13 protein-coding genes and 1 pseudogene are annotated in these 12,332 nt (G+C 67.5%); 7 read left to right on the top strand and 7 right to left on the bottom strand.

What is annotated here, in order from left to right:
- Window positions 1-214: 214 nt before the first annotated feature.
- Entirely contained in the window at window positions 215-1,897 is a 1,683-nt protein-coding gene (locus PKD89_RS16155; RefSeq protein WP_289010927.1) for a SulP family inorganic anion transporter, read from the top strand.
- Between the two features lie 16 nt (window positions 1,898-1,913).
- Here the strand turns inward: PKD89_RS16155 and PKD89_RS16150 are convergent, their stop codons facing one another.
- From PKD89_RS16150 to PKD89_RS16135, 4 genes are all read right to left on the bottom strand, one after another.
- Complete coding sequence (locus tag PKD89_RS16150; protein ID WP_289010926.1) at window positions 1,914-2,693, bottom strand: ArsR/SmtB family transcription factor; 780 nt, start codon at window positions 2,691-2,693, stop codon at window positions 1,914-1,916.
- Window positions 2,694-2,747: 54 nt separating this feature from the next.
- A complete protein-coding gene (locus PKD89_RS16145; protein WP_289010925.1) occupies window positions 2,748-3,182 on the bottom strand; it encodes a VOC family protein in 435 nt (144 codons plus the stop codon).
- Window positions 3,179-3,343, bottom strand: coding sequence for a hypothetical protein (locus PKD89_RS16140; protein ID WP_289010924.1), 165 nt, complete (start codon window positions 3,341-3,343; stop codon window positions 3,179-3,181). The genes PKD89_RS16145 and PKD89_RS16140 overlap by 4 nt, the downstream gene beginning before the upstream one ends.
- 88 nt (window positions 3,344-3,431) lie before the next feature.
- On the bottom strand, window positions 3,432-4,880 hold the full coding sequence (locus tag PKD89_RS16135) for an FAD-dependent oxidoreductase (protein ID WP_289010923.1): 1,449 nt from the start codon (window positions 4,878-4,880) through the stop codon (window positions 3,432-3,434).
- Window positions 4,881-4,956: 76 nt separating this feature from the next.
- On the opposite strand from PKD89_RS16135, the gene PKD89_RS16130 reads away from it, so the two are divergent.
- On the top strand, window positions 4,957-5,508 hold the full coding sequence (locus tag PKD89_RS16130) for a helix-turn-helix domain-containing protein (RefSeq protein WP_289010922.1): 552 nt from the start codon (window positions 4,957-4,959) through the stop codon (window positions 5,506-5,508).
- 32 nt (window positions 5,509-5,540) lie between these two features.
- On the opposite strand, the gene PKD89_RS16125 is transcribed toward PKD89_RS16130, so the two are convergent.
- A complete protein-coding gene (locus PKD89_RS16125) occupies window positions 5,541-6,347 on the bottom strand; it encodes a DUF4386 domain-containing protein (protein ID WP_289010921.1) in 807 nt (268 codons plus the stop codon).
- Between the two features lie 134 nt (window positions 6,348-6,481).
- Between PKD89_RS16125 and PKD89_RS16120 the strand changes: the two genes are divergently transcribed.
- From PKD89_RS16120 to PKD89_RS19850, 3 genes and pseudogenes are all read left to right on the top strand, one after another.
- A complete protein-coding gene (locus PKD89_RS16120) occupies window positions 6,482-9,694 on the top strand; it encodes a BTAD domain-containing putative transcriptional regulator (protein ID WP_289010920.1) in 3,213 nt (1,070 codons plus the stop codon).
- 94 nt (window positions 9,695-9,788) lie between these two features.
- The gene (locus tag PKD89_RS16115) at window positions 9,789-9,962 is read left to right on the top strand and encodes a hypothetical protein (RefSeq protein ID WP_289010919.1); all 174 of its coding nucleotides are present in this window, start codon (window positions 9,789-9,791) and stop codon (window positions 9,960-9,962) included.
- Between the two features lie 8 nt (window positions 9,963-9,970).
- Window positions 9,971-10,408 (top strand): annotated as a pseudogene (locus tag PKD89_RS19850) (ribbon-helix-helix domain-containing protein); the annotation flags it as partial.
- A 37-nt stretch (window positions 10,409-10,445) separates the two neighbouring features.
- Here the strand turns inward: PKD89_RS19850 and PKD89_RS16110 are convergent.
- Complete coding sequence (locus PKD89_RS16110) at window positions 10,446-10,649, bottom strand: hypothetical protein (RefSeq protein ID WP_289010918.1); 204 nt, start codon at window positions 10,647-10,649, stop codon at window positions 10,446-10,448.
- 575 nt (window positions 10,650-11,224) lie between these two features.
- Here PKD89_RS16110 and PKD89_RS16105 point away from each other — a divergent pair.
- Both PKD89_RS16105 and PKD89_RS16100 read left to right on the top strand, forming a co-directional pair.
- Entirely contained in the window at window positions 11,225-11,461 is a 237-nt protein-coding gene (locus tag PKD89_RS16105) for a hypothetical protein (protein ID WP_289010916.1), read from the top strand.
- Window positions 11,446-11,724, top strand: a complete 279-nt coding sequence (locus tag PKD89_RS16100) for a hypothetical protein (RefSeq protein ID WP_289010915.1) — start codon at window positions 11,446-11,448, stop codon at window positions 11,722-11,724. Before PKD89_RS16105 ends, PKD89_RS16100 begins: the two co-directional genes overlap by 16 nt.
- A gap of 97 nt (window positions 11,725-11,821) precedes the next feature.
- On the opposite strand, the gene PKD89_RS16095 is transcribed toward PKD89_RS16100, so the two are convergent.
- Window positions 11,822-12,118, bottom strand: coding sequence for a DUF2442 domain-containing protein (locus tag PKD89_RS16095; RefSeq protein WP_289010913.1), 297 nt, complete (start codon window positions 12,116-12,118; stop codon window positions 11,822-11,824).
- Window positions 12,119-12,332 lie beyond the last annotated feature (214 nt).

Below are 12,332 nucleotides of genomic sequence, written 5' to 3'. Positions count from 1 at the left end.
GTCCGCCCAACTCCGGGTTTCGTTCTCCGGCGAAAATGCCGTGGGATACGCTCGCCGATATCGACCTCCAGGTCGCGGTCGGCTCCGCTGGCGACGCGACGATCGGATGGTGGCACATGTCCGAGGATCACGTAACCACAGCCGAGCCGAGTAGCTGGGCTACGGACCTGGCCACACCCGCTTCGTTCACGACCGCCAGGGCGGGGTGCTCCCGGTGAAGCGCCTGCTGCCCATCTTCGAGTGGCTTCCCAGGTATCAGCGGTCCGATCTGCGCTACGACGTGATCGCCGGGGTGACCGTGTCGGCCCTGGTGGTGCCAAAAGCGCTCGGCTACGCAGGGATCGCCCTCATTCCGATCCAGAACGGGCTCTACGCCGCGGCTGCGGGTGCGTTGATCTACGCGATCTTCGGAACGTCGCGCCAGATCTCCACCGGCCCCAGCTCGGCGATCGCCGCTGTTGCCGCCAGCGCAGTGGTGACGACGGGGCTGCCGGCCGACGAGGCCCCACAGCTGGTTGCGGCGGTGACCTTGATGGCGGGAGTCCTGTTCCTCGCGCTGTCGGTGCTCAAGATGGGGTGGATCTCGCGGTTCCTCTCCAAGGCGGTGATCACCGGCTTCTTGTTTGGCGCTGCGATCGAGGTGGTCGTCGGTGAGCTGCCCAAGACGACCGGTACGGAGGCGTCGGGTGAGAACAGCTGGCGCGAGTTCGCCAGTTGGTGGAACTCGCTCGACTCCTTCCATGGCACCACGCTGCTGGTCGGCGCGGTTGCTCTGGGGGCCATCCTCGCAATGCGGTTCATCTGGCCGCGGGTGCCCGGAGCGCTGGTGTTGGTGGTGGGCGGTCTCGTGGCGGCCCAGGTGTTCAACCTGGCGGATAGCGGCGTGGCGACGGTTGGTGAGGTGCCTCGCGGCGTGCCGGCGCCTGCGTTCCCCGGATTGTCGGTGTTTACAGAGAACTTTCCGACGATCACCGTCGCTGCGATTGCGTTGCTGCTGATCGGCTTCTCTCAGACCGCCGGCGACGCCCGCATGTTCGCCTCCCGGCACAAGTATCGGATCGACGTCGACCAGGAGTCGCTCGCCCAGGGCATGTCCAATGTGGGGAGCGGCCTGTTTCAAGGCATGCCGGTCTCGACGAGCCTGTCGGCAAGCTCGCTCAGCGACTCGACCGGGGCGCGCACCCAGATGAGCTCGGTCGTCACGGGTGCGATGGTGATCCTGACGCTGCTCGTGTTCGCACCGCTGTTCTCCGACCTTCCCAAGCCGGTGCTCGCGGCGATCATCATCGACGCGGTGGTGTTCGGCATGATGGACGTTGCCGAGATGCGCCGTCTCTGGCGGGTTGCGCGTGTCGATTTCTGGATCGCCGTCGGTGCGATCCTGGGAGTGTTGACCAGCGGAGTGCTGGCCGGTGTCATCATCGGGATCGTGCTGTCGCTGGGGTGGCTGGTGTACGTGAACGCTCGCCCCCCGACCCCCCAGCTTGGCCGTCGTCCTGGGACCACCACGTTCCGCCCGCTCGAGCAGTACCCGGACGACGAGACCTATCCCGGGGTTCTCGTGCTTGGCTTCGATGGCGGCCTCTACTTCGCCACGACCGAGGTGCTGACCGACCGACTGCGCGACAAGGTGGTCGATGCCGACCCGCCGATCGAGGATGTCATCTTGGACTTCGAGGCCGTCAACTTCATCGACTCACAGGGTGTCGGCGAACTCGACCGCTTGGCGGGTGTCGACGGCGACCTGGGGATCACGGTCCACTTCGCCCGCATGAAGGACGACGTGCGAGCGGTACTTGCGGCGGACGGTGTGGTCGATCGCCTCGGGCCGGATCACTTCCACGTGACCGTCGACGGCGCCATGAAGGCAGTGCTCGCAGCCCGACAGACCCGCTGATCAGGGCGACGCTCTGTCAGCGCGAGCTCCCGGGTGCCCGTTCCTCTTGGTACATCATCGAGCCGGGGGTGGTGAGCAGTTCGCCGGTCTCGAGCCAGGTCTTCAGGCCGGAGAGGATCATCGGCCAGCCGCCGAACAGCTGGTCGTTGGCGCCCTCTCGCAGTTGGTCGTGGGTGACGGTCAAACGGCACGAGTCGCCGACGGGTTCGATCTCCCAGGTGACCCGGCTGGTTCCCTCGGCGATCACCTCGGGCCCCCACAGCGCCCGCATCGATTGCACCAGCCTGCGGGGTGGCTCCACCTCCAGGTTCTCGCCCTCGCCGAGCAGGTCCAAGCCGTTCGGGTGGGCCATGGTGAACGAGGAGCCGGGCGTCCAGTCCGATCTCACGCCGGCCCCGAAGTTGTACTTTGCCCTGATGTTCGGGTCGGTGATCGCCTCCCACAGCCGCTCGGGCGTGGTTCGAATGTAGATCTCGAAAACCTTTTCCATGGTGTGCTCCAGTTCTTCCTTGAGGTCGACGAGGCCGGCGGTCCAGCCTTCGGTGAACTTGGACACCCAGCGGTCGTGGACCAGCCGGATGGGAACCGGGTTGAGGTAGTGCAGCTTCTCGCGGCCCCGTCGCTTGGTGACGACCAGCCCTGCCTCTTCCAGCAGACGCAGGTGCTTGGCCACCCCGATGCGGGACATGTCGAAACGCTCGACCAAGGCATTCAGCGGCTGCCCGTCGCGCCGGAACAGCTCGTCGAGCAGTTCCCGCCGTGTCGGGTCGGCCAGCGCCTTGAACACCAGTTCCATGCCTGAACAATAGGAAACCAAAAGGTTACATGTCAATGGGTTTGTCGGAGGGGACTACTGCACGCAGAACTCGTTGCCCTCGGGGTCGGCCATCGTCACGTGATGGCCCCCGGGCTCGTCGATCTCGTACAGGACCTCGCCGCCAAGCCGCTGGAGCCGCTCGACCTCGCCGTCCCTGCGGTCGTTGCCGACGTTGAGGTCGAGGTGCAGCCGGTTCTTGCCGGTCTTGGCCGTGGGGTTGCGTTGAAACAGCAGGCGCGGCCCGGCCTTGCCGGGGTCGCCGACGCCGACGAGGTCGTTCCAGTAGAGGCGTCCGCCGTCCTCGTGGATGAGGTCTCGTGTGGCCAGCCCGGCCTCGAGCACACGGTTGATCAGATCGGTGGTGTCCTCAACCTCGTAGTGCAGGGCATCGGCCCAGAAGCGGGCCTGGGCGAGAGGGTCGGTCGCATCGATGACGATCTGGATCGGAGTAGCGGCGTTGGTGCTCATGCAACCGGTGTACCGGTCGCCTCTGGGCGGGCGCAACCGATTGGTGGGCCGATGGTGGCGAAGAGCGAGATCCAGGCGCCCTGTGCGATGAGCACCGCGACCCAAAAGATTGTGCAGTTTCGAATGGTTCGCGCACCGGCCTCGGTGAGTTCGTCGCGCACCGACCCAGTCTGGCGGATTGAACCACCTGCGCGAGGATCCCCCCTATCGCGTTGCTGGATGACGCGAGAGGAGGGATCCTCACTTCCCTCAGGACGTCCGCCGGCGTGCGACGACGACGCGGTCGGTGTGGTTGTGGCCGCCATCGGGTGAGCGTGGCTGTGGGCGCTGCTCGTCCACCTCGACATCGAATTCGCCGCCGAGCAGGGTGATCATGTCGTCGACCGACAGGTAGTCGTCCGGGTTAAACCCGTGCCCAGCGGCCTCGGCCAGCGCTGCCTCGTCGTGAACGTGGCCGATCAGCAGCAGGCGCCCGTCGGGGGCCACGGCGTCGGCGATCCCGGGGAACGACGTAAGCCCGGGGGCCCGCCTCAGCGCGGGGAAGGCGAGCATGACGAGGTCGAACGCCTGCGGCGCCGGCCGATCGACGACCGAGTCGACGGCCGTGAAGGTTGGGTCCACGTCCGCCTCGTCGGCGGCGGCCCTGGCCCGGTCGATGGCGACGGCGGAGATGTCGGTGGCGGTGACGTCCCAGCCCTGCTTTGCCAGCCAGATGGCGTCGGCACCCTCCCCGCATCCGACATCGAGCGCACGTCCCGTCTGCAGGTGCGAGGCCTCGGCGAGCAGGGCGGCGTTGGGCCGACCGCTGAACATGGCGATGTCGTGGCCGGCGTAGCGCTCGTCCCACTCGCGTCGCTCCGCCTCGCGTGTCCGGGCCAGGTTGAGGACGTTGCCGGCGGCAGAGATCAGCGGGTGGCTCGTCTGGCCCAGGTCGTTGGCCAGCACGTGGCGGCCCATGCCCGAGGGGTGATCCCCGATGTCGACCAGTGCCTCGACCATCGAGGCGTTCGGTTCGAATTGCGGTCCCACCGCCACGGCGTCGACGGTGATCGACCCGCCTTCCAGCGTCACCTCCAGGGCGCCGGAGTGCTCGGCGACGCCGGTCGCCTGCCGATGCTCCACCCGAACGCCGCCCAAGCCCAACCTCTCGGCGTCGTCGTCGGTCAGCGGCTGGTCGTGGTTGCGGATCAACGTCACGTCGTCGCTCAACTGGGCAAACAGCAGTGCCTGGTGGGTGCCTATGCCGCTGGTGTCGATCACTGCGATCCGCTGGTCGCGCACCTCCCAGCCGTGGCACCAGGGGCAGTGGATCACCCGGTCGCCCCAGTGCTCTGCGATGCCCGGGATGTCGGGCAGCACGTCGGTCAGCCCGGTCGCCAGCACCACCCGCCGGGCCCGGTAGACGTCACCGTTCTCGCAGGTGCATGCCAGGTGGTCGCCGTCCTCGACCACGCCGGTGACCCGCCCGCCGACGACGTCGACGCCGTAGGCGGCCAGTTCGGCGTGTGCGGTCGTGAGGAACTCGCCGGGTGGCCGCCCGTCGTGTCCGAGGTAGCCGTGCATGTGCGCGGCCGGGGCATTGCGGGGTTCGCCGCCGTCGATGACGACCACCGAGCGCCTGATCCGGCCCAACTGCAGGGCGGCGGCAGATCCGGCTGCGCCTCCGCCGATCACGAGTACATCGATCGTTGTGTTCATGGCGCCGACGCTACGTCGGTTGTCGATAATGCAAAGTAGCTTGCAGTATTCGCAAGATGATGCGAGTGTGGGCCTCATGACGCAACCGGTCGATGATCTGGTGCGGTCCCGCCTGCGGGCGATCCGCCAACACCTCGGCTGGTCGCTCGACGACCTGGCGGCCAAGACCGGCGTCGGGGCCTCGACGATCAGCCGCATCGAAACCGGGCGCCGCACGATCAGCTTCGACGTGCTCGTCCCCCTGGCGCGGGGCCTGGACGTCAGTGTCGACGAGCTGATTGCCAACGATCGTCACGACGAGGTCGTGATTCGGCCCGAGCCGCACCACTCGCCAGGGATGACGGTGTGGACGCTGTCCCGCCCCGGCAGCGCCATGCAGGCGGTGAAGATGCGCATCGAGCCCGACGCCCCCGACCCGGAGCCCCAGGTTCACCCCGGCCACGACTTCATGTTCGTCCTCGACGGCACGGTCCGCCTGACGCTCGGTGGTGTCGACCATGTCGTCAGCGCCGGGGAGTCGGCCGAGTTCTCCACGATGACGCCGCACGCCGTCGTGGCGGTCGACCGCCCGGCCGAGGTGCTGATGATTTTCGATCGCGATGGCGCCCTGGCCCACCTGCACGACTGACATGCTGGGTGTTTCGGCTGCGGGTGGCGTCCTCATGCTGCGACGGCGCAGGCGTCCGAGGGCACGATCTCGTCGGTGCCCGGCGAGGGCTTGAACCCCTTGAACGTGAGGTAGATGCCCAGGGAGAGCTCCCAGATGGCGACGGGTGCCATGGCGAGCGTGGCGGGTCCGGACACCTGCTCCCAGACGCCGAACAGCGTGGCGGCGGCGGAGGCGAGCCCGAGGGGTGCGCCGATCAGTCCCAGGGCGGGGATCCAGCGTGGCACCAGCCCGGATCGGTACATCACCGTGCCCAACAGCAGGGCGTTGATCGGCGACATGACGCCTGGCCCGAAGAGAAAGGCCCAGTCGTGGAATGCGAGCAACGCGTGGGCGATCGACACGAGAGTGTCGGGGGTGCCGGTGCCGTCGAGACGCAGCGTAACGATCGACATCAGGCTGAGGGCTCCGACGGTGAGGAGTGCCGCTTCGAGCGTGCGGGAGGCGAGGAAGCCCAGCGAGCACCGCCGGCTTTGGCGGCGGATCACCGGGTAGAGCGCCACGGCCGTGGCGATTCCGGCGAACCCGGTGAGCACGTCAAACAGGCTGGCCCAGACGACCGACGTCGACGACCCGACGCCGAGCACGAAGGATGGGTCGTCCAGCGGCGCCTTCATGCCCAGGGTCGGGATCGAAAAGACGAAGGTGAGCAGGTAGGCGATGCCCCCGGCGAGGGCCACCCTTCGGCCCCAGCTCAGCGAGGACCAAAATCCGAATCGGCTCGGAGGGGCGCCGTCGATCCTGGGGTGTCCGCCGGTGGGCTCGGACGGGCGTGGGGCTGCGTCGATCAGGTTGGTCATGGGATGGACTCCTTGCTCGTGGGTCTCCGTTCACGGTGCACCCAACCGCTGACCCCCAGCTGACCGTTTGCTGACCTCACGGCCTCGTGGCGACCGAGGACCCGTTCCGTCGCCCACCCGGTAGCGTCCGGCTAGTGCAGGTGAGACTCCTGGGCCCACTTGAGATCGAGGGCGAGGACGGGCCCCTTCCGATCAGCGGCTCCAAGCTCCGCGCCGTGCTGGCGATGCTCGCCCTGGACGCGGGACGGGCTGTGTCGACCGACCGGCTGGCCGAGGCTCTCTGGCAGGACGACCCGCCGGCCGGGGCGACCAACGCACTCCAGCGGCTGGTGTCCAAGCTGCGCAGGGCGCTCGGATCGCCGGATCTGGTGGTGCTGGGACCGTCCGGATACGTGCTGGCGGTCGACCCGGTCGACGTCGATGCAAGCCGGCTGGAGGCGCTCGCAGCGACTGCCAGGAGGTCGGTGGCCGTCGGGGATCTCCCGCTGGCGTTGGCACACTTCGCAGCGGCGGAGGGGCTGTGGCGTGGCCCAGCCCTCGCCGACTTCGCCTCCGACGACTTTGCCCGGTCGCACATCGTTCACCTCGACGAGCTTCGGTTGGCGCTCGCGGAGGAGCGGGTTGACGTCGAGCTGGCCATGGGACGTGACGCACAACTCGTCGCCGAACTCGACGCCCTGGTCGCCGAGCATCCCCTGCGCGAGCGGCTGCGGGCCCAGCTGATGGTGGCGCTGTATCGGGCCGGGCGACAGGCGGACGCGCTGCGGGTCTACCAGGACGGGCGCATCGCGCTGGCCGAGCAACTCGGGCTGGAACCCGGACCCGAGCTGCAACGCCTGGAGTCGGCCGTGCTGCGACACGACCCGGCGCTGCTCGTCGATCCGGCCCCGCCCGTGCCGGCGCCGTCGTCGGGCCGGAGCAACGGCAACCTCAGGGCGTCGCTGACGCCGCTCATCGGGCGCGACCGCGAGGTGAGCGACGTCTCCGAGTTGCTCCAACGGACCCGCCTGGCGACGGTGGTCGGCCCCGGCGGTGCCGGCAAGACGCGGCTGGCCGTCGAGGTGGCCCGGGCCACGCACGCAAGCTGGGACGGCACGTTCGTCGTCGAGCTGGCACCGGTGGCCGATCCCGCTCTGGTAGCGGCTGTGGTGGCAACCGCGCTCGACATCGCGGAGTCTGCCGATGCCCCGGAGCAGCGCGTCCGAGACTGGTGTGGCGACCGCCGGGTGCTGCTGGTGCTCGACAATTGCGAACACCTGGTGGGCGCGGCAGCGGCGTTCGTCGACGACCTGCTCTCGGCGAGCGAGCACGTCCACGTCCTCGCCACGAGCCGGGAATCGCTGCTGGTCCCGGGCGAGCAGGTGTGGCCGATCCCGCCGCTGACCCCGGCGGATGCGTCCCTGCTGTTCACCCGCCGGGCGACCGCAGCCGACCCCGGCTTCCAACCCGACGGCGAGGCCGCAGCCGTCATCGACAACATCTGCACCCGGCTGGACGGCCTGCCCCTGGCCATCGAGCTCGCAGCGGCTCGAGCACGTGCCTTCTCCGTCACCCAGATCGCCGAGCGGCTCGACGACCGCTTTCACCTGCTCACCGGCGGGTCCCGCACGGCGGCGGCGCGCCAGGCGACGCTCGAGGCCGTCGTGCGGTGGAGCTACGACCTGCTGAACGACGACGAACGATGCCTCTTCGAGCGCCTATCCGTGTTTGCCGGGGGTTGCGTGCTCGATGACGCCGAGGCCATCTGCGGCACCGACCCGCTGCAAGGCGATGACATCGCCGATCTGCTGGCGGCCCTCGTGCAGAAGTCGTTGCTCACCGTCGACCGCAGCAGCCGCAAGCCCCGCTACCGCATGCTCGAGACGCTGCGGCAGTACGGGCGGGAGCGGTTGATCGAGCGGGAGGAACTGGACGAGGCGCTCGACCGCCTCGGCAGCCACTATGCCCGGCTGTGCACCGGGGGTCGGGCGGCGTTCCAGGGGCGGAATCAGCGCGCCTGGCACCACGCCATGCAGTCCGACCGGGACAACGTCAGGGTTGCGTTCAACCGGGCGATCGACGCTGGCGACCGGGAGGTGGCGCTGGGCATCGCGGCCGACCTGGCGCTGCACCGTTGGGTGACGGGCACAGTTGGCGAGGGCTATCGGTGGCTCGAGTCGGCCTTTGCCTGCCCCGGTGCGACCGCTCCGTTCACCCTCGGCTGGGCCCTGATGTGGCGAGGCTTCCTCGGCTATCTCAGCGGCAACGCCGACGACGCCGATGCCCAGTTCGCCGAGGGCATTGCACTTCTTCGAGCCCACGCCGGCCCGGTCTTCGAGGCCTATGCCATGAGCTTCCGGGCCCAGATCGCCACCGAGGCGGGCCAACCGGAGCGCGCTGCTGCCATCCTCGCCGCCGCGCACGAGGTGCTCAGCGGGGCGGCGGACGACCCGTGGGTGCGAGCGTTCCGCACCTGGCTGCAGGCCGGCCTGGCCCTTCGTCGCGATGTCGACGCCGCCTCGCACGAGGCCCTGCTCCGCAGGGTGATTCCCGAGCTTCGTTTGGCCGGGGACGAGTTCATGACCGCCGTCTGCCTTGACCTGGTGGCCGAGTTTGACGAGGCCACCGGCGCCATCGACGCAGCGATCACCCAGCGGTCCGAGGCGCTCGACATCGTCACCAACCTGCGCATGGCCCGCTTTGAGGCTGCCCTGCTGGCCCGGCTGGGTGCCTCGTCGGTGCTGGTCGGAGCCGACGCAGCGGCCGAACAACACCTGCGGGCCGCAATGTCGCTGGCCTCGGACCTCAAGGCTGCTCCGGTGCGGGCCATGGCGCTCAACGCGCTGGGCGATCTGCGACGACGTGGCGGTCGCCTCGACGAGGCCGAGAATGCCGCCCTGGCTGCCTTCGACCTCTACGACGCGGCCGGGCCTCGGTTCTCCGGCTCGTTCTCCCGTGCCACGGCCGCCTTCGACGTTCCGGTCGGCCTGGCCACGTCGACCTCGGTCCTGGGCTTCGTCGCCACCGCTCGAGGTGATACATCACTGGCGATCGAGTGGCAGCGCCGGAGCTTCCGCCACGCCCATCTGGCCGGGCAGCCCCGGGCCCTGGCCGTCGCGTTGGTTGGCCTTGCTGCTGCGACGGCTGCGTCGGGCGACGGGCGGTGGGCCGCACGGCTTCTCGGCGCTGCGGATCAGCTTCGGCGCAAGAGCGGCGCCCTGGCCGCACAGCGGGAGCAGGAGGATGCGGACGCCGTGCGCAGGCGAGCACAGGCGCTACTCGGCGCCAACTACGCCCACGAGTACGAACGGGGCGGCCAGTTGGCGCCGGAGGACGTCGTGAACCAAGGGGCCGCCGATCCCGAGTGATCGTGGGGGCATTTAAAGACATCTCGTTACTCGACGAATCATTTTTCTACATTCTCTGGCTCGCTCGCATGCAAGCGACTCGAAGGCCGCTCCGGTGCGCTTCGACGGCGTGGTCATCCGAACGGTGGGGGATGAGTTGGTGGTCTACGACCCGGCCATCACAGCCACCGACGTGCTCGACTCGGTGGGCGCCGCCGTGTTCGCAGCAGCGTTGGGTTCGCCGAGGGAGCTGGCGCCGCTGCCAAGTTCAACCGACCGTTTGGTGTAGCGGTTGGCGCCGACGGCACCGTGTACGTCGCCGACTCCGGCAACAGTCCATTTGAAAGATCACCTGAGCCCGGCGACCGGCCCCACCGCTCATCATGCGCCGGAACGGTTGACAACAGTTGTTGGGCGAATCAACGTGGCCGCGTGAGCAGCAACACCAGCGAGCACCTTCGCGACCTCATTCGCCGCGACCAGCAGGACGAGGCCGTCCGTCGGCCCAGCGGGCTCATTGCAGAGGGCCTCGATTCCGGCTCGGCCCGACCGGAATCGGATGCGGGTGGTTCTACCTTGAGCGCGCCGATCACATCGACGGCTATGGCCTGTGCACCTGTGTCAGCTCGCTGGCGCAGGCACCGCTTGATCGAACGGTCATCTTGGTCAGGCCGCTGTAGGCGTAGATGGAGGGATCGTTCAAGGTTCCCTTCACCTGCTTCAGATAGTTGCTGATGGTGAGTTGGGCCCGTTGAAGAGGCAGACGACGTAGTCAGACACTCTCGAAGATCTCGATTCGTGGCGATCCTGCAACGCCGCCGTTCATCATCGCAGCCTTCAGGTCGGGATCGTTTGCGAGTTCGTTCGCCGCGGCTGCGGTCGCGAAGCGGTGAATGATCGTGATGTCGTTGGCATCATCGGGTGCCCGCAATACCTCGGAGTCGGTGACGCCGTGCTTGGCGTGCAAGCCGTGCATGTCTGGGGTGCGGCGTGCCTTGCGCGCGGAGCTGCTCGCCGGTCAGGACCGGTTGCACCTCAACACTGAGAAGCCGTCTCGTCGCCACAAGCTGCTGTCCATCATGGCGAAACTGCCGGTGACGACGATGGTGTTTGAGTCGAAACGCAAAGAGCCGGCGGCTCGGCGATGGGCAATCGCGCGGCAGCTGGTGCACCTGGACGAGACCGGGGACATCGGCTCGTCACCGAGGCCAGGAGCAGCGCCATGAATGTGGAAGAACGACAGCGAATCACCGTTGCGCCCGCAGTAGTGAAGAACTCTGCGTAGACGCGCAAAACCCGGACACCGACCGTCCGGTCGGGTTCCGGGAATCACTTCCGTCGTCAAAGACTTCGGCACCCGTCAGTCTGCGCCTCTCAACCTCAGAGGACAAGCCACCGAATCTTGCTGACTGTCCTCCGGGGCGTCGAGGCCATGTCGCGTACGCCCGGGTGAAACTCCCTTTCCAGGATCAGCCGGAAGCTTGCCGCTGGAGTCGACGGCAGTCGTCAAGACGTGTTGACGAATCAGGTGGACGTACATACCCTGCCTTGGTGGACATCGAGGCGAGCGCCCGCAAGCACGGTGTCTCCGACGGCGACATGATCCACGCGTATCGAAATCACTGGCGGCCTTTCGAGACCGAAGATCCGGCGGTCACCATGTACATCGGCCCCACATTCAATGCTGACCCACTGGAAGTTGGGGTTGTGGTTGACGGCGATGACGCTGTCGTGATTCATACCATGCCGGCCAGAGACAAGTTCCTGAGAGGATGGTGGAAACCATGACCAAGTCCCGAGCAGAACAAGCGGCGGCGCTGGAAGTGTGGGCCGAAAACGTCGAGTTCGAAGATCTCAAGGAAGCTGACACTGGTTCGCTACGAGCCATTGCGAAGGTTGTCGATCAGCGCAACGCTGTGGCCGACGAGCTGTGGGCGGCGGTGCGAGCGGCTCGGCAGGACGGCCGAAGCTGGTCCGAGATCGCAACCATGCTCGGCGTGAGCAAGCAAGCCGCTCAGCAGAAGTACGGACCGATGTCAGCTGCGTCTTAGGTCCGCCCGGCGAGGGCTGTGCGAGGCTCGGACTTGCTGACGCCGGCCGCCATCCTGCCGGATGTTGATTGAGTCGTGGCTGCTCTGCCGAACAGCTTCAGCGAGCGTCCTGAAGTCGGTACTCCGACACCAGTCGGGGGTCCACCGCACCGGCTGACTCATAGTCTCCGTGGAGGACGTCGGGATCGAGGTCCACACCGGTTGGCCACGAGACGGTGCCTGCGACCGGATCTACCGAAGCGGTCGCAAAAACGCTGTCCTCGTCGACGGTGGCGAGTATGCCGGGTAGCGAACCGGCAAAGTCCAATTCGCGAACCAGGCCATCGGAGAACACCAGCCGAAGCACTCGGCCACCGAGGTACTCCACATTGGTGACTCGGGCTGGACGGCTCATGGGGCCAACCTACTGGGCATCACTCTCCATGCTCTCTCACGCGCAGTCGGGAGTTGTCCATTGGCGGCAGATCCTCCCGAGCGACCTGACGAACGAGTCCTTGTGATCGGGCCATCCCGGTCACGACTGCTACTGGAAATTGTCTGTATCCCGTCCGATTGTCATGCGCCAGTTGAAAGGGACCGGGGCTGCGCCAGCTGCATGGGACCACTTG

Source organism: Candidatus Neomicrothrix sp. (assembly GCF_035329545.1).
Classification (GTDB): Bacteria; Actinomycetota; Acidimicrobiia; order Acidimicrobiales; family Microtrichaceae; genus Microthrix; species Microthrix subdominans.
Note: the sequence above shows the minus strand (reverse complement) of the source record. Positions and strands in the feature narration are given on the sequence as shown.

Coding starts and splice junctions, on each gene's coding strand:
- PKD89_RS16150 (WP_289010926.1), bottom strand. CDS start 2,693: ATGGAACTGGTGTTCAAGGCGCTGGCCGACCCGACACGGCGGGAACTG.
- PKD89_RS16145 (WP_289010925.1), bottom strand. CDS start 3,182: ATGAGCACCAACGCCGCTACTCCGATCCAGATCGTCATCGATGCGACC.
- PKD89_RS16135 (WP_289010923.1), bottom strand. CDS start 4,880: ATGAACACAACGATCGATGTACTCGTGATCGGCGGAGGCGCAGCCGGA.
- PKD89_RS16130 (WP_289010922.1), top strand. CDS start 4,957: ATGACGCAACCGGTCGATGATCTGGTGCGGTCCCGCCTGCGGGCGATC.
- PKD89_RS16125 (WP_289010921.1), bottom strand. CDS start 6,347: ATGACCAACCTGATCGACGCAGCCCCACGCCCGTCCGAGCCCACCGGC.
- PKD89_RS16110 (WP_289010918.1), bottom strand. CDS start 10,649: ATGCACGGCTTGCACGCCAAGCACGGCGTCACCGACTCCGAGGTATTG.
- PKD89_RS16100 (WP_289010915.1), top strand. CDS start 11,446: ATGGTGGAAACCATGACCAAGTCCCGAGCAGAACAAGCGGCGGCGCTG.
- PKD89_RS16095 (WP_289010913.1), bottom strand. CDS start 12,118: ATGAGCCGTCCAGCCCGAGTCACCAATGTGGAGTACCTCGGTGGCCGA.